Here is a 21,744-nt window from a genome sequence, read left to right as displayed (position 1 = left end):
TTTCTATGCGCGTTTCAAATGTTGCAAAAGCAATATCTTTAGCATTATCTGTTGCCTGGGTCGCGGGTTGTAGCTCGCCAAGCACTCTTACTGATAGCAGTGGTTCGTCGAATGAGAATAATGGATCAGCAAGTACCTATGGTGCAGGATCTGGCGCAGATGTTAATGGATCAGGTGTTGCAGGCTCTGTCGATGTTGCTAATTTACAAACCATTTTCTACTTTGACTTTGATGCGTCTTCAGTGCGTAGTGATAGCATCGCAGATTTGGAAGCTCATGCGCAGTATCTGGCAACTCATCCAAACGCATCAGTACGTTTAGATGGGCATGCAGATGAACGCGGCACACGCGAATATAACATGGCACTTGGTGAGCGTCGCGCTAAAGCTGTTGAGCGCTTTTTGTCAGTAAATGGCGTAAATAGTGCCCAAGCAGAATCTATTAGTTATGGTGAAGAGAAACCAGCTGTGATGGGGTCTGGTGAAGGATCATTGTCTCAGAACCGTCGTGTTGAACTGAAATACGAAGCGCGATAATGAAATTGATATTCCCTAAAAGAATATCTGTCGGTGTAGTCACCATCGCCTTTGCGATGGTGACTCAGGCCGCTCAGGTTGTCCCTGTTATCGAAATTAACCAGGGCAATACGGCGTCTAGCAATTACGCGCTGTCGCAAAATAGCCAGTTGATTATTACGATTCAACAATTACAAGATGAATTGCGGGAGTTGAGAGGTAAGCTAGAGTCACAAGAATATCGGTTCAAGCGTATGGAGGCCTCTCAAAAGGACCGCTATAGAGATCTTGATCGCCGTTTAAGTCTTGTTATTCAAAGCCAAATGCAAGACGACGATTTACCTGAGTCTGCAGATGTACCGGCGAAGAATATAGCAGAAAATGCCAGCTCTGCTCTGCCACTTAACGCTTCAGTAGTTTCAGATGCACCTATAGAGGAAAATGAAAATACTACCTCCGTTGCTAATAATCAGACAAAAGATGCTAGTAATACTCCCAGCATAAATGACCAGAGGGATTACCAAGCGGCATTTAAGCTGGTTAGAGAGCGAGATTTTAATGGAGCAGCTAACAGTTTCACTCAGTTTTTAGCTGATTATCCTAATAGCCCACGAGTACCTAATGCGTACTATTGGCTGGGTGAAATCTATTTGGCTCAAGGTAAGCATCCTCTTTCTGAAAAAGCATTTTTGCGTGTGACGGATCAATATCGTGAATCTCGTAAGGCGGCAGATGCTTTGTATAAGTTAGGCATTTTATATAAGCAGCAGGGTGATCTTAAGAAGTCCATGGTGTTTATGGCTCGAGTAGTGAAAGAATACCCTCAAACTTCAGCGGCTCAATTAGCTGAAAGTGCGTTAAATCAATAAAGAGTAGGAATGAAATTGTTATGAGTAAGCCTGCACCTAAGGCTGTTGTGCTTTTATCGGGAGGCCTTGATTCGGCTACTGTATTAGCGATGGCTAAGAATCAAGGTTTTGAGTGTTTTGTTTTAAGTTTTGATTATGGGCAGCGCTCTTTAACTGAGTTGAATGCTGCACGACGTATTGTGGAGCAATTAGACATTGCTGAGCATCGTGTTATACGTCTACATCTTGAAGATTTTGGTGGGTCTGCCTTGACCGACCATAGCATCGATGTGCCTGATCACGAAACTGGCGGCATTCCTATTACTTATGTGCCTGCACGTAATACGGTTTTTTTATCGTTAGCGCTTGGGTGGGCTGAAGTTCTAGAAGCGGACGCAATTTTCATAGGTGTTAATGCCGTGGATTACTCTGGGTATCCAGATTGCCGTCCTGAGTTTATTGATGCGTTTGAGAAAATGGCAAACCTCGCTACTAAGACAGGAGTCTCTGGCCAGGGTGTTAAAATTCATACGCCCTTAATGAATATGACTAAGTCAGATATCATTCGTGAAGGCCAAGCCCTCGGGGTTAATTACGCTGAGACTATATCTTGTTATCAAGCGGATGATAATGGATTGGCTTGTGGTATTTGCGATAGCTGTCGTTTACGCGCCAAGGGATTTGAAGATGCTAATATTGCCGACCCTACACGTTATATTGGTGCTTGACGTTTAGTTTATTATTTGAATAATTCTTCTGGTATTACAGTAGCGTGAAAATAATTGCGCCATAGTGTACCCTATCACTCCCATTTATTTTCTACTGGCGATATCTGACTATGTTGAGCAAAAAGGACATTTCGGATCGTATTCTGGTTCAAGAACACTTTGCGCAGGAACACCTGCCAAGTGAGATGGAGCTGGCTGAAATCGACCGCTATAAATCACGTATTAAAACATTGCTTAAAGAGAAAAACGCCTGTTTAGTAGCTCATTATTATACCGACGCTATCGTTCAGGAAATCACCGAAGAAACCGGTGGTTGTATCTCTGATTCACTTGAAATGGCACGTTTTGGTACACAGCGCCCCGAGCAAACATTAGTGGTCGCTGGTGTTCGTTTTATGGGCGAAACAGCTAAAATTCTTAACCCAGAAAAACGTGTTTTGATGCCAACGCTGGAAGCGACTTGTTCATTAGATATTGGCTGTCCAATTGAAGAGTTTTCGGCATTTTGTGATCAGCATCCCGACCACGAAGTGGTGGTATATGCTAATACATCTGCGGCGGTAAAAGCGCGTGCTGACTGGGTAGTAACTTCTAGTATTGCCGTTAATGTTGCTGAGCATCTGGAAGAGCAAGGTAAAAAGATTATCTGGGCGCCTGATAAGCATCTTGGTGAGTATGTACAAAAGCAAACCGGCATTGAGATGTTGATGTGGGACGGCTCATGTATTGTCCATGAAGAGTTTAAAGCTAAGGGTATTCTTGAGCTGAAAAGCGTTTATCCTGAAGCAGCAGTGCTAGTGCATCCGGAATCTCCCGATGCTGTTGTGGAAATTGCTGATGTAGTTGGTTCTACCACGCAGCTCATTAAGGCGGCCTCTGAGTTGCCTAATGAAACATTTATTGTGGCGACCGATCGCGGTATTTTTTATAAAATGCGTCAAGCAGCCCCCGGGAAAACTTTCTTAGAAGCGCCTACCGGTGGAAGCGGTGCAATGTGCCGTAGCTGTGCTCATTGCCCGTGGATGGCCATGAATGGACTCGAAAATATTATCTCTGCACTTGAGACAGGTGAAGGAGAAGTATTGGTGGAAGAATCATTAATTGAGGATGCTCGTCGTCCTTTGCAGCGTATGTTAGATTTTTCTAATAGTCTGAATAATAAGTCATAATAGTAAAGATATCACTCGTTCAGTGTGATGCTGAGCGGGTGATAATTATCACTTCATGTTTTTGTATTATCTCCGCTACCTATATCACTTAGTATATTCCTCTTAAAGTGCCACTATATGTCGCATAATACCCCTATAAACTTTTTTGAAATTATTGCTTTTCAAGGAATGGAGCTCTGTAAATATGCCCACTATATCTTGGTTATCACTGTCATGGTGTGCTCTACCAGTATTGATGATTTGTGGTATTTATCTTTATTGGCAGGGTAAGCCGTCCGAAATATTATTATCCAGTGCGCGAATGACATTACAGTTGATTGGTGTTGGCTACATTTTAGTCGCACTATTTGGTAATCCATCTATATGGCTCACCTTAGTGGTATTAGTGGTTATGATTAGCGCAGCCTCCTGGATTGCTATTCGTCCTGTCAGGCACCATAAAGGCTTTTTGAAACCTGCTTTTATTGCATTAGGGCTGGCAGTTAGTCTGCATTTATTAATAACCCTAAAGTTAGTGTTGGATGTAGACGTTTGGTATGAGCCTCGTGTGATGATACCGCTTGCAGGGATGTATTTTGCTAACACTATGAATGCTATTAGCCTCGCCGCAGAGAGATATCATGCTGAGTTACATGAAGGTAAGGATGAAAAGCAAGCAAGGCTGAATGCTTTTCATGCTGCTATGATTCCTCAGATTAATGGCCTACTTGCTGTCGGTTTAGTTGCATTGCCAGGAATGATGACAGGCCAAATCCTTTCGGGTGTTTCGCCGCTTATAGCCGTTCGATATCAGATTATGATTATGACGATGATTTTAGGAACTAGCGGAATGGGCGCCGCAATGATGCTATGGTTATTAGGGCGTAGGTATCGTATAGCACCCGTTGTAACTGAGGTTGTAAAGTAAGTTATCACTGGTAAAGTAATACGGGTAAAAATTGATATAAAGGCGAAACGCTAAAGAAAATGGCAGTAAGTTAACACAGTGACTGCCATTTAATGTGTCGATAACGTTAGGAAATAGTACCTTCAATTGGTGATGAAGCACTGGCATATGCTTTGCGAGGCATTCGTCCCGCCAAATAACCCTCACGACCACACTCAACAGCTTTGCGCATAGCTTGTGCCATTAAAACAGGTTGTTGAGCATGCGCCACTGCGCTGTTCATCAGTACGCCTGCGCACCCTAATTCCATAGCAAGCGTTGCATCAGAAGGTGTGCCTACACCAGCATCCACAATAATGGGCACCTGGGCATTTTCTAAAATCAGTTTAATATTATGAGGGTTACTAATACCAAGTCCTGAGCCAATTGGTGCACCTAGTGGCATAACGGCAACACAGCCCATGTCTTCTAAGCGTTTAGCAATGAGTGGGTCATCACTTGTGTAAACCATGACGTTGAAACCATCATTTATTAGTACTTCAGCAGCTTTGAGTGTTTCTGTTACGTTAGGGTATAAAGTTTTTTCATCGCCGAGTACTTCGAGTTTTACAAGGTTGTGACCACCGAGCAGTTCTCTTGCTAAACGGCAGGTGCGTACAGCCTCTTCTGCCGTGTAGCAAAATGCAGTGTTTGGCAATATGCAATATTTTTCTGGAGAGATGACATCCAGTAAATTGGGTTCATTCGGGTTCTGCCCAATATTGGTTCGTCTCAAAGCAAGAGTGACTATTTCGGCGCCACTCGTTTCAATTGCTAGACGCGTTTCTTCCATATCTTTGTATTTACCGGTTCCTATCATCAGTCGTGATGTAAAGGTGCGGTCGGCAACAATAAACGGGTCATTCAAAATAATATCGGGTGTCATCTTGGTTTCCTCCGAAGAAGCTAAGCTAATGAATTAACGATTATTTTTATGATTAGCCGCCGCCAATTGCTCGAACGATTTCTACTTTATCACCTTCACGAATACGCGTACTTTGGTGCAAGCTTTGAGGGATGATTTCGCGATTAACTTCAACAGCAATTCGCTTCTGGCCTAGGTGAAGTGATTCTAGTAATTGTTTTAAATTGTCTGTGCTGTAGAGCTGCATTGTTTCGCCATTAACGGTAAGCCGAATCATTTTATTTCCCTTCTAATTCACACTAGAACAATAGATATGTTCAGTTATTTTTATCCTGCAATACTCGGAAAACTACTGTGAATCGAGAAGAGCCAAAGTGTTTTGAAGTGTGAGTCCAGTACTTTGAATCTTTGTTTTGATGTGTGGTTTAAGATCACATTTAATGCGCTGGTATCATTATCGTGAAAGATCTGGTTCTAACTCACTTTCATGCTTGGACAGTAATTTAAACGTCATTGGTAGGCCGGGCGGGGTGCTTTTTTATAGGTGTTAAACCTTAAGTGTAAGTACGTTAACGCGCTTCAGTCTTTATAAAAACGACAGAAGTTAGGAGCAAAAGCTCCTGCCTCAGTATAAAAATAACAGTATTTCAGAGGAAGTGAGTATGACTTACAACGCTAACGAATTTGATGCAAAAGAAGTGGTTGGTAACGACCGTAAACATATTTGGCATCATCTGACGCAACATAAACCATTCGAAGAAGCTGATCCGATGGTTATTGTTAAAGGCGAAGGCATGCGTGTTTGGGATGCTAAAGGTAATGAGTATCTGGATGCAGTATCTGGCGCAGTATGGACAGTCAATGTTGGCTATGGTCGTACGGAAATTGCTGATGCCGTGCGTGACCAACTGGTTACCCTTAACTATTTTGCTCAAACAGCGGGTAACGTACCTGCTGCACAATTTGCAGAAAAACTCATTGCTAAAATGCCGGGTATGAGCCGTGTTTATTACTCAAATTCAGGCTCCGAAGCAAACGAAAAAGCATTTAAAATTGTTCGCCAGTTAGCAGCTAAGAAAAATGGCGGGCAGAAGCATAAAATCTTATTCCGTGAGCGTGATTATCACGGCACAACTATTACAGCACTCAGTGCGACAGGCCAGTATGAGCGTAAAAACCAATACGGCCCGTTTACACCTGGTTTTGTAGAAGTACCGCATTGCTGTGAGTACCGTGCTCAAGAAGAGTCGGATAAAGAAAACTATGGTGTTTGGGCTGCTAACCAGATTGAAAAAGTCATTCTTGCAGAAGGCCCAGAAACTGTTGGTGCATTGTGCTTGGAGCCCATCACTGCAGGCGGTGGTGTGATTGAGCCGCCTCATGGTTACTGGGAGCGTGTTCAAGAAATTTGCAAGCAGTACGACATATTGCTTCATATTGATGAAGTTGTGTGTGGCTTAGGCCGTACAGGAACTTGGTTTGGCTACCAGCATTACGGTATTAAGCCAGATATGGTTACCATGGCTAAAGGTGTTGCATCGGGTTATGCCGCAATCTCATGTACCGTTATGACTGAAGATCTTTTTGATCAGTTTAAAGATCCTGAAGACCCTCGTATGGATTACTTCCGTGATATCTCCACATTTGGTGGGTGTACTGCAGGCCCCGCAGCTGCATTGGTTAACATGCAAATCATCGAAGATGAGAACCTTCTTGATAATGTAAACCAGCAAGGTGAGTATCTGAAAGGCCGGTTGAATCAGCTCATGGAAAAATACGACGTCATCGGTGATGTGCGTGGTAAAGGTTTGTTTGCAGGTTTTGAAATGGTTAAAGATCGTGTGACTAAAGAACCTGTTGATGAGAGTGTAGCGATGGCTATTGGCGCACACTGCATGAAAAACGGTGTCATTATTGGTCGTACTAACCGTTCATTCAAAGAGTACAACAATACTATTTGCTTGAGCCCAGCGTTAATTGCTACACAAGCAGATATCGATAAAATCGTAGATGCTATTGATAATGCACTGGCTGAACTAGCGCCTAATGCATAAAGCATAAAGCATAAAGCATAAGACAGACTCTCTAAGTCTTCGTCTATGTGGATAGACAACTACCCATTCTTGGGTAGTTGTCTTTATCATGCTAAAACTGCTTTACCTCGTTGAAATCTTACCAAAAATTAATATTTCTTTGTCCTTGACGGAAGTCTGCTGAGTAATCGGCTGCCATACACTATACTGCGTGTAATGGTGCTTTATTTTACGCATCGCATATAGGTTTGCTGCTTTGAGGTTGTCGACTAACGTTTGTTTGATGACCAGGTTTCAGTGTGCAAAAATTAAAACAAGAAATAATTGCAAAAGGCTAAATGAATGTTTCATCTCTTTCACTTAACTCCTGGTAAGGGCGGTAGTCTTCAGCAGCAGTTGAGAGAGCAGATAGCAGCGGCAATATTGAATGGCAATATCCCCGTTGAATCTCCGTTACCTTCTAGTCGAAAATTGGCTCAGCAGCTTCATGTCGCGCGCAATACAGTCGTTTTGACTTATGAGCATTTATTAGATGATGGTTATTTGATAGCAAGAGAACGCAGTGGTTATTACGTAAACCCTGATATATTACAGGGGCAGGTAAAGACTGTCCCGCCAAGCGACTTACAAGACGATGAGTCAGCGGGTACTTACTGCCCATATTGGGAAGGACGCTTTAAGCTAAAACCATCACAACAAACGAATGTTATCAAGCCACGAGATTGGCAGAAATATAATTATCCTTTTATTTATGGTCAATTTGACTCTTCATTATTTCCAACAGTTAACTGGCGCGAGTGCTGTCGCGATGCTGTCAGTGGTCCTTCAATTAGTGAATGGGCGGCAGACCGTTTTGATAATGACGACCCATTGTTGGTAGAGCAAATCCGCACACGCTTACTGCCTCGACGTGGCGTATGGGCTTCAGCTGACCAGATACTGGTTACCGTTGGTGCGCAGCAATCGTTGTATATGCTGGCAAAACTTCTTCTGGATAAAACGAGCGTGATGGGATTAGAAAATCCAGGCTATGTTGATATCCGCAATATCGCAACATTGAATCCTTCTCAAGTACGGACGATTCCTGTTGATAAAGACGGCATGATTGTTGATGACCGCCTCAAAGGCTGTGATCTTGTCTATACGACACCCAGCCATCAGTGTCCGACGACAGTTACTATGCCAATCGAGCGCAGGTATGAGCTGCTACGCCGCGCGAACGAAGATGATTTTATAATCATTGAAGATGATTATGAGAGCGAAACAAACTTTAAAACTAATCCAATACCCGCTTTAAAAAGCTTGGATAAGAATGACAGAGTTCTCTATATCGGTAGTTTATCTAAAACATTAGCTCCGGGGTTGCGGGTAGGTTACTTGGTCGGGCCTGCTGAGCTCATACATGAAGCCCGAGCACTGCGTCGCTTGATGGTACGACACCCTGCTGCTAATAATCAGCGTTCAGTCGCTCTGTTTTTAGAGCGTGGATACCATGATTCTTTGATTATGAATATTATGCGTAATTACCAAACAAGATGGAGAGCCATGGATGAAGCATTGACTGCTCATCTACCAGAGTCACATGATCAACCAACATTCGGGGGATCTTGTTATTGGGTCAAAGGCCCTGAAGGTCTGGATGCCTCCATTTTGCAAGAGCGCGCGAAGCAAGAAAGTATTTTGATTGAAGCGGGGGCTATTCATTTTCTTGATGATGCTCCGCCAAAGAACTACTTCAGACTCGGATATTCGTCTATTTCTACCGACCGGATTGAACCTGGAATAAAGAAATTGGCTGAATTGATTCGCGCCATGGCTTAAATTCATGTCGATGGGGCCAAAAAAAAACCACTTTTATAAGTGGTTTTTTTTTATTTCTATTTTTATTAAGTTATTGAATTTAAAGTATTTATAAAAAAATAAGCCATTTATTTTGTTCTGGCTTAACCCATTCTTTTAATCTGGTTCTACTGACTTTAGGGCCAGACTCCTAATCTTCTAACCATGCAACCTGCGTTGGTAATGATGTTTTCGTAACAGACCAACCCAGAAAAAAACTCTACTACCTTGAATGATAATAATAGTAAACGGGAGTGGTATTATGTTGATAGGCGTTCCTAAAGAGATCAAAAATCATGAATACCGGATTGGTATGGTTCCCGCAAGTGTTGAGGAGCTAACCAGTCGTGGTCATCAAGTGATGGTTGAAGCTAATGGCGGTGTTGGTATTGGTTTTTCTGATGCAGACTACCTTGCCGCAGGCGCTACGATTGTTGAAACAGCAAAAGAAATTTTTGCAGCTGCTGATATGATCGTCAAAGTAAAAGAGCCACAAGCAGTTGAGCGCAAAATGCTCCGTCCAGGCCAATTACTTTTTACCTATCTTCATCTCGCTCCTGACCCTGACCAAACAGATGACCTTCAAGCGAGTGGTGCAACGTGTATCGCTTATGAAACAGTCACATCTGATAGAGGCGGTTTGCCTTTATTAGCGCCGATGTCTGAAGTAGCTGGCCGCATGTCTATTCAAGCAGGCGCAGCTTGCTTAGAAAAATCCAAAGAAGGCCGCGGTATGCTTCTTGGTGGCGTGCCAGGTGTTGAACCAGCAAAAGTTACCATTATCGGTGGCGGAGTGGTTGGCTCTAACGCGGCTCGAATGGCCATCGGAATGGGCGCACAAGTGGTTATCTTAGATCGCTCTGTTGATGTGTTGCGTCGTTTGGTGTCTGAATTCGGAACGGCTATTCAAACTGTATATTCAAGTAAAGCAACGTTGGAAGAGCATGTGCTTTCTGCTGATCTAGTGATTGGTGGTGTGCTAATTCCTGGCGCTGCAGCTCCAAAACTGGTGACTGCTGATATGGTTTCTCGCATGAAACCGGGTTCCGCAATCGTTGATGTTGCAATTGATCAAGGCGGTTGCTTTGCAACGTCTCATGCAACAACACACCAGGACCCTACTTATATAGTGGATGGCGTTGTTCATTACTGTGTTGCCAATATGCCGGGGGCGGTTGCCCGTACCTCAACATTGGCTCTCAATAATGCAACGTTACCATTTATCGTTTCATTAGCTGATCTTGGCTGGCAAGAAGCAATTCGCCGTGACAAGCATTTAGCGAATGGTCTGAATGTCCATAACGGGCAGATTACCAGCAAAGAAGTAGCTGATGCACTAGGACGTGATTACATCTCTTACTGTGCTTGATTATTTAACTTTTTCTACCGGCAGCAGAAATTGTTGTCAATTTTAATAATAAGGAATTATGACTATGGCTCGTATGACTCCTAGTGAAGCAATGGTGGAAACACTTGTTGCAAATGGTGTAACTGATTGTTTCGGTATCATGGGTTCTGCTTTTATGGACGCAATGGATATCTTCACTCCTGCAGGTATTCGCTTGATCCCTGTAGTGCACGAGCAGGGCGGTGGTCACATGGCTGACGGTTACTCTCGTGTATCAGGTCGTCACGGTGTGTGTATTGCTCAGAATGGTCCGGGTATCACAAACTTTGTTACAGCCATTGCTGCTGCTTACTGGGCTCACTCTCCTGTTGTATGTATCACGCCAGAAACGGGTACTAACACACAGTGGTTGGGTGGCTTCCAGGAAGCTCAACAGCTACCGTTCTTCGAAACTATTACTAAGTTCCAGGTAACAGTTACTAACAACGCACGTATGGCTGAATACACAGCTCGTTGTTTTGATCGCGCTATGCTAGAAAACGGTCCTACTCAGTTGAACATTCCTCGTGACTTGTTCTACGGAGATATTGACTGTGAGATTCCTAAGCCTATCCGTATCGAACGTGCTGCTGGTGGTGAAGAGTCACTTAAAGCTGCTGCTGAATTGCTAGCTAACGCTGAATTCCCAGTAATGATTTCTGGTGGTGGTGTTGTTATTGGTGATGCTTTCAACGAAGCTATTGCTATCTCTGAGCAGCTTGGTCTGCCAGTTGTAAACAGCTACCTGCACAATGACTCTTTCCCAGCGTCTCACCCTAACTGGTGTGGTCCTCTGGGTTACCAGGGTTCTAAAGCAGCGATGAAATTAATTGCTAAAGCTGATGTTGTACTAGCACTTGGTACTCGTCTAGGTCCATTCGGTACTTTGCCACAGCATGGTCTAGATTACTGGCCGAAGAACGCTAAAATCATCCAGATTGACTGCAACCCTAAAATGCTAGGTTTGGTTAAGAAAGTTGATGTAGCAATTTGTGGTGATGCTAAAGCAGCAGCTAAATCTATTATGGCTCTGATGGAAGGCAAACCTGCTAAGTGCCTTGATAACCGTGCTGCTCGTGAAGCTGAAGTTGCAGCTGAAAAAGCATCTTGGGAAAAGGAACTGGACGAGTGGATCCACGAGCGCGACGATTACTCTATGGAGATGATCGAAGAGCAAAATGGTGAAGAAGGTCAATACCTACACCCACGTCAGGTTCTACGTGAGCTTGAAAAAGCGATGCCTGCTGATGTAATGGTATCAACTGATATCGGTAACATTAACTCTGTTTCTAACAGCTACTTGCGTTTTGAGCGTCCACGTTCATTCTTCGCAGCAATGGCTTTCGGTAACTGTGGTTACGCATTGCCTACAATGATCGGTGCTAAAGTTGCTGCTCCTGATCGTCCAGGTATCTCTTACGCTGGTGACGGCGCATGGGGTATGTCTATGATGGAAATCATGACATGCGTACGTGAAGATATTCCTGTAACTGCAATCGTTTTCCATAACCGTCAATGGGGTGCAGAGAAGAAGAACCAGGTAGATTTCTACAACCGCCGCTTCGTTGCTGGTGAACTAGAAAACCCAAGCTTTGCAGACATTGCACGCTCTATGGGTGCTCAAGGTGTTGTAGTTGATAAGTTAGAAGATGTTGGTGCTGCTTTGAAAGCTGCTCTTAACGACCAGATGGAAAACCGTAAGACTACTGTTATCGAGATCATGTGTACTCGTGAACTAGGCGATCCGTTCCGTCGTGATGCACTGTCTAAGCCAGTACGTCACTTGGATAAATACAAAGACTTCCAATAAGACTTTGTAAATTGATTCGGTAATATCTAACCGAAGGCTAACCGGCCTTCGGTTCTTTTTTCATTTCAAACATATCTGTAAGCCGTTTGGATACCGCTATTATTTTTATGTTGAATCATTTCGGCTCCTCTGGACAGTTCATTGTTATCAGTGAATTGCTCAGAGGCTCCCTCTGATTAATCCTTGAGGAAAAATATTTATGAAGGCCCTGAATAATATTTTTAAACGTGCAAATGAAGATCCAAAAAGGGTTGTGCTTGCAGAAGGGGAAGATCCTCGCATTATTGAAGCAGCTACTATCGCAACAAAAAAAGGCATTGCTAATATTACATTGCTGGGAAATATACCCGTAATTACAAATAAAGCGGCCGAATTAGGCCTTGATTTAAATTCAATAGCGCTAATAGATCCTGCAACATCTGATGCTTCAGGCCGATATGCAGAGGCGCTTTTTCAGTTGCGCCAAGCAAAAGGAATGACAACAGAACAGGCAGCTATCAGTATAAAAGACCCTTTGCACTATGCTCAGATGATGGTGCGTTTGGATGATGCTGATGGGTCGGTTGCAGGCGCTGTGTATACAACGGGTGATACGGTTCGTTCTGCGATTCAGATAATTGGTATGTCTCCATCTAGTCCTATGATATCTAGCTTTTTTCTAATGATGCTGTGTGAACCTTTCCATGAACTGAAAGGTGGTGTTTTATTTGCTGACTGTGGTTTAGTCATTGACCCGGATGCATCCCAATTGGCCCAAATAGCTATGTCTGCATCAAACAGCGCAAGAACATTACTCGAAGAGGAGCCTCGCGTAGCTATGCTTTCTTTCTCCACGAGTGGCAGTGCTAAGCATGCTGCAGTTGATAAAGTAGTAGAAGCGACGAGACAGGTGAAGGAAAAAATGCCTGATTTGGCCATTGATGGTGATGTGCAGTTGGATGCGGCAATTGTGGCAGAGATATCAGATCGTAAAGTCACTGAGTCTGCGACTCATGGTCGTGCCAATGTATTAATTTTCCCGAACCTTGAGGCTGGGAATATAGGTTATAAGCTTGCCGAAAGGATAGGTAAAGCTGATGCAATTGGTCCCATTTTACAAGGTTTAAACAAGCCCGCTAATGACCTTTCTAGAGGTTGCAGTGCTAAAGATGTGGTTAATGTAATCGCGATAACTGTCGTACAGGCTCACGTGTAGAGTTTTTATATATTATTGTTTTTTAAGATTTTTTATTTGTATGAATTGCGTTTATTGCGTGATTAGTTGTTTATGCTCGTCCCTATCAGCTTGTTGCTGAGTTCGCCGCTTCATGATGATTCTGAAGCGGCTTTTTTTTACCTGCTTGTTTTTAAATATTAGCAGTAAGTTGATATTTATTTTATAGACAAAGCTTGCTGGCTCCACATTTCAAAAAGCTCTGGTACTAAGGAGTTTTCTTAAAGCAGTCTTAAATGAAGTTACTGAAAGCTAAAGCAATACTTTGGCAGGAAGCCTTAATGAAGAGACTTCACAAAGCAGGGCTACTGCTTGGATAATCATAATAATGTAATTTCAGGAGAGTGGGATGGCTTTACAACGATACGGTTTCATTGTGAAAAGCAACGATTTGGAGATGTTCAAACATCATGCCCGATTAAACAGTGAAAATTTTAGCATGATGGTATCCGGTGTTTCTGATGTGGCTCAGGCTGAAATGGTTGCGCAAGAGATGATAACTAAAGACGTACAGCTTATAGAGCTTTGTGGTGCTTTTTCTGCAGAAGATGCGCAACAAATTCGCGATGCTATCAATGATCATATACCCGTTGGTTATGTTCAATATACGGCTGATGAGCGGTCTCGTCTTAAAAGTGAGCTTAGCTAAAGGTATTCTATGAAAGTTGTCATTGCTGATGCGTCTCCGTTATATCGCTTGGGTGTTCAAGTTGCACTAGATAATGCAGGTATTACCGTTAAGACGTCCTGTGTTGATAGTTACAGCGAATTGACTCGCTCGTTATCTAAACGGCAGGAAGCTGTGATTATAATACTTGATGCGCGCTTACATGGGCTTGAGGAGCTTGATCATGTAAAGCGAATTATGCGGCGGCCTGATACAAGAATCTTAATGCTTACTGACAATAAAGATATTACCTGGATGCGCCGGGTGCTTTTTAGTGGGGTTAATGGTGTTATTGCTAAAACAGCTTCACTTGAGGAGCTAGGGATGGCAATTAAAACAGTCTTAGACGGTTGTATTTGGCGTTATGATGACGACAATTCGCATGACTTAATCGATAGTCAGAAAACACGTTTGGGGCATGCTCTTTGTCGTTTGTCGGGCCAGGAGAATCATGTTCTAAAGTGGGTTCGATGTGGGATGCGAAATAAACAAATAGCTCATCAGATGTCTTTGACTGAACACACGATTAAAACTCACATGTCCAATATTCTGCGTAAGCTTGAAATAGAGAACCGCACGCAGCTAGTAGTTGCAATGCAAACAATAAATGTAGACCAGGGCCAAATATGTGTTCCTGATTGAAATTTCTTTGGAGGTAAGCTATGTCTTCTGTATTTAACGTATTTGATATTGAAACGCAAAGTAGCACTGATTACGCATCTTCGAGTGCAGTCATGTTGACGACTATAGCTCGTCAAAAGCCCAGGGTGCAGTGCATTACAAATACAGTCGCCATGGACTTTACCTCTGATATATTACTGGCTGTGGGTGCGCGTCCCTCTTTAACCATGGGTGTTGAAGAGATCCAAGAGTTTGTAGCCAGCTCTGATAGTCTTAGTATTAATATTGGTACGCTAGATAACGCGCGTAAAGCTGCTATACCCTTGGCAATTGAAACCGCACGTGATTATAACCGCCCTTGGGTTCTTGACCCTGTCTCTGTACATGCTTCGCAAAAACGTTGTGATTATGCACGAGAGCTGCTTTCTTTTAAACCAACGGTTATTCGTGGTAATAGCGCTGAAATTAAAGCGCTTGTTGGTAAAGATGTGGCCGAAGCTGCGTGGATACTAGCAACACAAACGGGTGCTGTTGTTATCCAAACGGGCGAGGCGGATATCATTACTGATGGTAAAAAGGCTCTAATGATTGCTAATGGCGATTTAATGCAAACGCGGGTATCTGCTATGGGGTGTGCCGCAACTGCTTTTGTAGCTACGTTCTTGGCTGTTAATCGGCGAGCCTTTGATGCAAGCGTCCAGGCAATGTTAACACTATCTATTGCAGGGGAAATTGCTGCACAACAGTCCCAAGGGCCTGGAAGTTTGCATTTGCACATGCTGGATATCTTATATGGGCTTAATAAGGACGTATTAGTTGAGCATGCGCATATTCTGACGTGTAAAGAAATTGCAGCGTAAAGTTTAAATTCGACTAATAGCTCTTAAAGAATGGGGCTGAGCTAGCGCTTTAGTTGCGCTAGCTACCTTAATATTAATGGCGAGTTTGTTCTTCTTCTGATTCAAGCCAGCATTCATTTTCATGGTTAACATGGCTAAACTCTTCCTCAAGAAAAGAGCTATCTGGGCAGTGTGGGTCTCTCCAGCGTAAAAGTTTTTCAACAGGGACATGAATACTCGTTCGGATGTTTACCTGTTGCTTATGTTCTTTACTGATCATAGCTACGTCCTCATCTTATTAAACGAACAGATCTTGAAAAGTGCTGCTACTAACGAGTAGAAACCTCGCCTTTAAAAGACCCTTTTCTTAAATACTCATTAAATTCATATTAGACGATAAAACTATGGAGTAAAACCCTGAATTGCAATGATGATGGGTATGACGGGTACCTATTACAATTTTTGGGGCGATAGGTTGTGGAGTAAAATGTGCCGTTGCCACCAATCACTCGCAAGGATAATTCTATTAATAAAATCTTTTTCACTTTTATCACCATAGACCGCACTGGGTGTAGAGCCTTGTATAAAGAGTAAGGTGCGAATTAGCTTTAGTCTTGTCGAGCTATGGTGCTGTGCGTAAGAAAGAGATGGCTGCAACCTTTTATCAAGAGTAGGTATAGGGAAAACTGGCAGCTGTGGACACAAATAATAGAGTAACCAGCTAGCGATATGATCGTGATCGCTGTTCTTAAGTGCATTTCGAGCGATATCGTCTACAAGCTGTACAGCTAAGTTATGTTTGTGTTCATGTCCTAAGAATTCAAGTTGAGTCCATAAGGGGAGTAGTGTTTTATGGATGAAAGCATCCAACTGGATGGCAAGGGTATGCGGCATTTGCTCTATGGGTGGAAGTGGGACTACTTGCCAAAGAATGTGGAGGTACGTTTTATTAATGAGTGGGCGCTTTGGGTCTAGCCACTTGGCTTGGGAGGCTCGCTCTACACTTCCCGCAAAAATTGCGAGCAATCCGTTTTCACTGCTTCTAGGGTCATGACCACTTCCAATTGACGGGTTTGATGCGCTCCATGCATCAATATTTAACCGTGTTTTTTGAGAGTCGTTGTGACAAGTCATGATTATTCCCTGTGAAATCTCTTTATCATCCATCGCTTAATAGGGCATCTATAACATAGAAGTGCAGTAATGAACGCTAAATCAAACACTATTTATTGATAATACCAAGGTCGTGGTATCTACATTAATTCCACTTTTATTTGTTTTTACTTCTCAATTAATGACTTACGTATCTTATTCCTTAAAGTTATAAGTATTGTCTTTAATGATCGTTTACGTCTGGGGCCGTGTTCTGGTTATATGATAATTCAGTTATGCAAAGTGGTTTTGATAAGGGAATGAGGAAGCCATAGCAAGCTTATCGCAGATGTTCCCCCTGATGTGATAATGCCCCAGCACGTATGTGCTGGGGCTTTTTTTGGTGCTAAATTAGGTCCGTCTTATCTTTTAGATAATGGAACGATCATGACAGGTGTTCGTGTATGGCTTAGTACGTTTTTTGCTACGCTGCCTAAAAAGGTATGGAGCAAGCCTTTATCGTGAGTTCCCATAACGATCAGGTCAATATCAAAGTCTTTAGCCATCTTTAGAATCGTTTCTTCAGGGTACGCTTCTACAACATTGATTGATTTAATCTGCTTCTGAACTTCAGCATCATCTTTGTGTAGATTGTCCCAGAAGTTTGCTTGGCGCTCGTCTAACTTTTTCCTCGCGTTTTGTACACGTTCTTGTAGGAGCTCATGTCGACTTGTTGAGTCCATTACATATGTTTGTAATGTGATTTTGGCCTCGCTAGATAGTTTTTCCACGATGTGCAGTATATGAATTTCTGCACCGGTTTTTTTAGCGATGTAGGTAGCGTGTTCAAATGCTGCCGTGGAGCCTGCTGAAAGGTCAGTGCTATAAAGAATTTTTCGGATTTCAGGTAGCATTTTGATATCCCTCAAAAAAATGAAAGCCCTTCACTGAGGAAGGGCTTGATGCATCAGTATCCAAACACTCCGGGAAGAAAGAGTGAAATTTCCGGAACGAAGGCGATTAGTACAACAGCCATGGCTGAAACCAGTGCAAAAGGTAAAGCTTTGGCCGTAACTTCTTCAAGTGAGATATTTGAAATACCGGAGGCAACAAATAAGTTCTCTCCCAAGGGGGGAGTAGAGAAGCCAATAGATAAGCTACATACCATCACAATACCGAAGTGAACTGGGTCAATCCCTAGGTTATAGGTAACAGGCAGCAGAACAGGCGTCAGAATCATAATGGCTGCCAATGTTTCCATAAACATGCCAACAAACAATAAAAACGCAATGATCAGTATCCAGATTAAGTAGAGGTTATCAGTCACACTCAGCATTGACTCAGCAACCATTGCTGGAATTTGATTCTCAACCAGTAGGCGTCCAAAAACTGTCGCTGTAAACAGGATCAAGAGAACACGACCTGACAACCATGTTGTGGTTTCCAGGCAGCGGGCTAAGTCTTTCCATTTCAATTCTTTATGGATGAAGAGACCTACAAAGAGAGTGTAAAAAATAGCGACAATTGCCGACTCAGTGGGTGTAAAGAAGCCTGAGTAGATGCCTCCTAAAATAACCAGAGGAGCCATGACTGACCAGAAACCTGTACGGAAGGCACTCAGAATTTGGCTTAAAGACCAGCCTTCTTCTGTGCCTTTATAACCTAGCTTTTTACAGCGAAAATAATTTAGTGTCATTAATGCGCCGGCCAGTACCATGCCGGGAATGAAACCAGCTACAAATAGCTTGGTGATGGATACGCTTTGAAACTCACCATGCTTAGCAATCGCTTCAGCAGGTACTTGCATACCAATGGCTGAAATACCGAAGATAACCATAGGGATAGACGGTGGAATTACGATGCCCAGACCACCAGATGATGCAGTTACAGCAGATGCGTAACCTTTATCATAACCACGCTTTACCATGGCGGGGATCATCAGCATGCCTACGGCGGCGGTAGTAGCAGGGCCTGACCCTGAAATTGCACCAAAGAACATACAGGCAAGCACTGCAGCGGCAGACATACCTCCAGTAACGGGGCCTGCGAAACTTTCCGCTAGATGGACTAGCCTTTTGGATATTCCTGCGGCCTCCATCAGTGCACCTGCCAAAATAAAAGCAGGAAGGGCCATCAGTGGGAAAGAGCCTACTGATGTAAAGGCAATTTGGACAAACTTTATAGGGTTCTGGTCAAGATAAAGGAACGATGCTAATGCTGCCACACCCAGTGAGACAGTCACAGGTGCTCCTAATATCAGCAAGCCCAGAAACGACCCGAACAAGATAAGGACAATTGATGTTTCGGTCATGAGCCGACTCCCGAATTAATCGAATTATTTATTGTTGTTTTCGTCGATGTGATGAGCGTCATCGATTAGCTCATCCAGCTCCTGTGATTCTGGATCCCGAATATCAACACCTTTCACTAACTTGAAGTAATTCACCTGAATAATGCGAATAGTCATCAAAGCGAAAGCGATAGGAAGAACCATATAGATGTATTTCATGGGAATGCCCAGTGTCTGGGATTTCCAGAACACGTTCATTTTGTTGAATACAAAATCATATGATAGATATACGAAGTAACAGTTAAAACCAATCCAGATTAGATCGGAAATAAATTCTAAAACAGGTGGTACCTTTGCAGGCATCATTTTGTATTGAAAGGTAACGCGGTTGTGAGCGGCTAATTTTGCGGCATAACTTGCGCCGAAAAAAACAAACCAAACAAACATGTAAACGGATAGCTCTTCACTCCAAGAGAACGAATAGCCAAAAAGTTGGCGGGATACAATCTGTGCAAACAGTAATGTTACAAATAATACCAACAGCGTACGACAGATATAACTTTCAATGTTATCAAGGAAATGAAAAATCTTGCTGCCCATGATATGACCTCCGGTATAAAGTACACGCACCAGACCGAAGTGCGATGCGTGTACCTGTTGTGATAAAGAAATCTTACAACTTAATTAGATTTCATCACGTCCCAAAGAGCGTAGTAGAGCATTAACTTTGTCTTTGCCGCCTACACTTTCATAGTACTTAGGCCATACAGCCATCTGAGCTTTTTTAGCCCATTCAGCTTCATCAGCTAGAGTATCTATTTGCATTTTATACTTGTTAACTAGCTCATCTTTGATCGTAGCTTCCTGATCTTTCAGCCACTGCAAGCTATAAGCTGTTGCTTCAAGGCCTGCTTCATCGATTGCTTTTTTCGTGTCACCGTTCTGATCTTGGTATAGAGACTCAGAAATAATTAGTGGCTCAAGCAAGAACAAGTAATGTAAGTCAGTGATGTATTTTTGAACTTCACCAAACTTCATTGCATAGATTGTAGTGTATGGCGTGTCCTGCCCATCAACTACGCCCTGTTGTAATGCAGTAAACGTTTCTGACCAAGCCATAGGTGTTGGGTTGTTGCCCCAAGACTTATAAGTATCGATCATGATTTCGTTTTTAGGAACTCGAACAATAACGCCATCTAGGTCAGCCAGTTTTTGAATTGGCTTTTTAGAGTTACTAAGAACGCGGAATCCCGAGTAAGTCCAACCTACAATACGAACGCCAGAATCACGGACGGTATTAGCGATTAGTTCTGCTGCGATAGGACCTTCGACAGTTTTTTGAGCTTGCTCAAGATTTTCGAAGATATAAGGTAGCGAAAGAACACCCAAAGTAGGAGAGAAAGGTGCGAGGTTATTACTTGCTAAGATTGAAAAGTCTAATGTGCCTAATGCTGCATCATTGACTGTATCTTGCTCAGAACCTAGCTGACCGTTCAGGAACAGTTTTGCTGTGTGTTTGCCGCTAGTTTTTTCTTCTAAAGATTTAATAAACTTTAAACCAAGGGCTTCCTGGGCACTTCCGCCACCGTCACCTACTGCAATGTTCCAGCTAGCGGCGATTGAGCTAGCAGAAAACACCATACCAGCTGTCAGGGAAAGTACTTTAACGATCTTATTCTTATGTTTCATAAGTATCTCCTGGATTTTTATGTTCTCCCACCTTGCAAGATAAGCTGGGAGTTTTAGTAGCCTGAAAAATTCAAGCAAACTTACTAATCGAAATGAGTGTGACCTTCTTTGGGCCATGTATTATTCGATTAACAAGTCATTATCACGCTTTAAAAGCATTTTTTTGAACCTGGTGACTCTTTTAATAAGTTCCATAATCCTAAAGTGACAATAACCCAATAGTTAACTTATATAGTGAGATTTTTTAGGGCCAGCTCATCCGATATAGTAGAACCAGTCTGAGAAAACAGCAGTTACGGGGGCTGTGGCTGAGTACTAAATGTGTAGTTTTATTCACTAAATACATTATTTGACGAGTCCATCGGCAATAGACTACTACCTTTGGCTGAACTTCTTTCCTTGAGATGGCTTTGTATTGAAGAGGTTCGCTGTTTGTTCGTGCTAAGCGGATACTTCATACCAAAGATTTTTGCTACTATGCATTGCAGTTATTTAACCCCATAGGAAAAGTATGAACCAGCAACACCAACTAAGTAGAGAAACTGCTGACAGTGAAAACCTTCGTATTGGCAGTCAGATACGTGATTTGCGTAAAGCCAAAGGGATCACATTGATCGTTATGGCGGAAAGAATAAACCGTTCTGTTGGTTATGTGAGTCAGGTTGAACGCGGCGTTTCTTCTTTGCCTATTCCTGTATTACAGGCGATCAGTGAAGTGTTGGGTGTACAAATAAGTTGGTTTTTTCATACAGATCAACATCCTCCGATGGATGAGCTTCATCATGTAGTACGTCGAAGTTCTAGACGAAGCCTCAATTTTGCGGGAACAGGTATCCGCGAAGAACTCCTTTCGCCGCGCCTTAGTGGGCAATTGCAAATGATACTGACTACGTTTTCTCCTGGGGCGGGTAGTAGAGAATCGAGAGAACGAAAAGGGGAGGAGGCGGGGTTTATCCAGTCAGGTACGCTTGAGCTAGGCGTTGGAAGTAAAGTTTTTCAACTGCAGGCAGGCGATAGTTTTTCGTTAACTGGAGACGAACCACATTGGGTGTTGAATCCTTCCAGAGATGAGGAAGCTGTTGTTATTTGGACGCTTGCGGGAGCGAGCTATTAAAGCTGGGTTTGTCGCTAGTAGCTTTGTATTTGCTTATTAATTAGGAGTATTTTTTTCATGTCTGCACAGATGTTGGATGGTAAGTCATTAGCTAAAAATC

Annotated in this window: 22 protein-coding genes; 14 read left to right on the top strand and 8 right to left on the bottom strand. The window is 42.9% G+C overall.

Translation table 11 applies throughout. The features are described from left to right. The first annotated feature begins 5 nt into the window (after window positions 1–5). The 5 genes from pal (at window position 6) to QZZ55_RS13510 (ending at window position 4,167) form a co-directional block, all read left to right on the top strand. Window positions 6–536: a peptidoglycan-associated lipoprotein Pal gene (gene pal / locus QZZ55_RS13530; protein ID WP_293267864.1), complete on the top strand. Its 531-nt coding sequence runs from the start codon at window positions 6–8 to the stop codon at window positions 534–536. Continuing rightward, window positions 536–1,384: a tol-pal system protein YbgF gene (ybgF, locus tag QZZ55_RS13525; RefSeq protein ID WP_293267863.1), complete on the top strand. Its 849-nt coding sequence runs from the start codon at window positions 536–538 to the stop codon at window positions 1,382–1,384. The genes pal and ybgF overlap by 1 nt, the downstream gene beginning before the upstream one ends. Window positions 1,385–1,404: 20 nt before the next feature. Continuing rightward, window positions 1,405–2,091: a 7-cyano-7-deazaguanine synthase QueC gene (gene queC, locus QZZ55_RS13520; protein WP_293267862.1), complete on the top strand. Its 687-nt coding sequence runs from the start codon at window positions 1,405–1,407 to the stop codon at window positions 2,089–2,091. A gap of 110 nt (window positions 2,092–2,201) precedes the next feature. After that, the gene (gene nadA, locus QZZ55_RS13515; RefSeq protein ID WP_293267861.1) at window positions 2,202–3,260 is read left to right on the top strand and encodes a quinolinate synthase NadA; all 1,059 of its coding nucleotides are present in this window, start codon (window positions 2,202–2,204) and stop codon (window positions 3,258–3,260) included. Between the two features lie 184 nt (window positions 3,261–3,444). Next, window positions 3,445–4,167: an ABC transporter permease gene (locus tag QZZ55_RS13510; RefSeq protein WP_293267860.1), complete on the top strand. Its 723-nt coding sequence runs from the start codon at window positions 3,445–3,447 to the stop codon at window positions 4,165–4,167. Between the two features lie 106 nt (window positions 4,168–4,273). On the opposite strand, the gene QZZ55_RS13505 is transcribed toward QZZ55_RS13510, so the two are convergent. Next, on the bottom strand, window positions 4,274–5,071 hold the full coding sequence (locus QZZ55_RS13505) for a thiazole synthase (protein WP_293267859.1): 798 nt from the start codon (window positions 5,069–5,071) through the stop codon (window positions 4,274–4,276). 52 nt (window positions 5,072–5,123) lie between these two features. Further along, complete coding sequence (gene thiS / locus QZZ55_RS13500; protein ID WP_366512325.1) at window positions 5,124–5,327, bottom strand: sulfur carrier protein ThiS; 204 nt, start codon at window positions 5,325–5,327, stop codon at window positions 5,124–5,126. A 385-nt stretch (window positions 5,328–5,712) separates the two neighbouring features. Here thiS and QZZ55_RS13495 point away from each other — a divergent pair, with 385 nt between their 5' ends. The 8 genes from QZZ55_RS13495 to thiM all read left to right on the top strand — a co-directional run bounded on the left by QZZ55_RS13495 (window position 5,713) and on the right by thiM (window position 15,480). Further along, window positions 5,713–7,104 carry an aminotransferase gene (locus QZZ55_RS13495; protein WP_293267858.1) on the top strand — a complete coding sequence of 464 codons (1,392 nt, stop codon included), beginning with the start codon at window positions 5,713–5,715 and terminating at the stop codon, window positions 7,102–7,104. Window positions 7,105–7,425: 321 nt separating this feature from the next. Continuing rightward, the gene (locus QZZ55_RS13490) at window positions 7,426–8,904 is read left to right on the top strand and encodes a PLP-dependent aminotransferase family protein (protein ID WP_293267857.1); all 1,479 of its coding nucleotides are present in this window, start codon (window positions 7,426–7,428) and stop codon (window positions 8,902–8,904) included. A 280-nt stretch (window positions 8,905–9,184) separates the two neighbouring features. Continuing rightward, complete coding sequence (ald, locus tag QZZ55_RS13485) at window positions 9,185–10,291, top strand: alanine dehydrogenase (RefSeq protein WP_293267856.1); 1,107 nt, start codon at window positions 9,185–9,187, stop codon at window positions 10,289–10,291. A 64-nt stretch (window positions 10,292–10,355) separates the two neighbouring features. Then, on the top strand, window positions 10,356–12,119 hold the full coding sequence (gene xsc, locus QZZ55_RS13480; protein WP_293267855.1) for a sulfoacetaldehyde acetyltransferase: 1,764 nt from the start codon (window positions 10,356–10,358) through the stop codon (window positions 12,117–12,119). A 199-nt stretch (window positions 12,120–12,318) separates the two neighbouring features. Continuing rightward, window positions 12,319–13,314, top strand: coding sequence for a phosphate acetyltransferase (gene pta / locus QZZ55_RS13475; protein WP_293267854.1), 996 nt, complete (start codon window positions 12,319–12,321; stop codon window positions 13,312–13,314). 367 nt (window positions 13,315–13,681) lie between these two features. Further along, window positions 13,682–13,981, top strand: coding sequence for a DUF6506 family protein (locus tag QZZ55_RS13470; RefSeq protein ID WP_293267853.1), 300 nt, complete (start codon window positions 13,682–13,684; stop codon window positions 13,979–13,981). A gap of 9 nt (window positions 13,982–13,990) precedes the next feature. Beyond that, entirely contained in the window at window positions 13,991–14,641 is a 651-nt protein-coding gene (locus QZZ55_RS13465; protein ID WP_293267852.1) for a response regulator transcription factor, read from the top strand. 20 nt (window positions 14,642–14,661) lie between these two features. Further along, the gene (gene thiM, locus QZZ55_RS13460; RefSeq protein ID WP_293267851.1) at window positions 14,662–15,480 is read left to right on the top strand and encodes a hydroxyethylthiazole kinase; all 819 of its coding nucleotides are present in this window, start codon (window positions 14,662–14,664) and stop codon (window positions 15,478–15,480) included. A 73-nt stretch (window positions 15,481–15,553) separates the two neighbouring features. Here thiM and QZZ55_RS13455 read toward each other — a convergent pair whose 3' ends face one another. From QZZ55_RS13455 to QZZ55_RS13430, 6 genes are all read right to left on the bottom strand, one after another. Beyond that, window positions 15,554–15,739, bottom strand: a complete 186-nt coding sequence (locus QZZ55_RS13455; protein ID WP_293267850.1) for a hypothetical protein — start codon at window positions 15,737–15,739, stop codon at window positions 15,554–15,556. 173 nt (window positions 15,740–15,912) lie between these two features. Further along, the gene (locus tag QZZ55_RS13450) at window positions 15,913–16,593 is read right to left on the bottom strand and encodes a hypothetical protein (protein WP_293267849.1); all 681 of its coding nucleotides are present in this window, start codon (window positions 16,591–16,593) and stop codon (window positions 15,913–15,915) included. A gap of 380 nt (window positions 16,594–16,973) precedes the next feature. Then, on the bottom strand, window positions 16,974–17,465 hold the full coding sequence (locus QZZ55_RS13445; protein ID WP_293267848.1) for a universal stress protein: 492 nt from the start codon (window positions 17,463–17,465) through the stop codon (window positions 16,974–16,976). A 53-nt stretch (window positions 17,466–17,518) separates the two neighbouring features. Continuing rightward, window positions 17,519–18,862 carry a TRAP transporter large permease gene (locus tag QZZ55_RS13440; protein ID WP_293267847.1) on the bottom strand — a complete coding sequence of 448 codons (1,344 nt, stop codon included), beginning with the start codon at window positions 18,860–18,862 and terminating at the stop codon, window positions 17,519–17,521. A 24-nt stretch (window positions 18,863–18,886) separates the two neighbouring features. Next, the gene (locus tag QZZ55_RS13435; RefSeq protein WP_293267846.1) at window positions 18,887–19,441 is read right to left on the bottom strand and encodes a TRAP transporter small permease; all 555 of its coding nucleotides are present in this window, start codon (window positions 19,439–19,441) and stop codon (window positions 18,887–18,889) included. A gap of 84 nt (window positions 19,442–19,525) precedes the next feature. Continuing rightward, window positions 19,526–20,530 (bottom strand): TRAP transporter substrate-binding protein, encoded by a 1,005-nt coding sequence (locus QZZ55_RS13430; RefSeq protein WP_293267845.1) that lies wholly within the window; start codon window positions 20,528–20,530, stop codon window positions 19,526–19,528. A gap of 511 nt (window positions 20,531–21,041) precedes the next feature. Here QZZ55_RS13430 and QZZ55_RS13425 point away from each other — a divergent pair. Continuing rightward, on the top strand, window positions 21,042–21,644 hold the full coding sequence (locus QZZ55_RS13425) for an XRE family transcriptional regulator (protein WP_293267844.1): 603 nt from the start codon (window positions 21,042–21,044) through the stop codon (window positions 21,642–21,644). Window positions 21,645–21,744: the final 100 nt, after the last annotated feature.

Source organism: Neptunomonas sp., from assembly GCF_016744175.1.
In the GTDB taxonomy this organism is placed as follows: Bacteria; Pseudomonadota; Gammaproteobacteria; order Pseudomonadales; family Balneatricaceae; genus Neptunomonas.
This window is presented reverse-complemented; position numbering and strand designations above follow the sequence as displayed.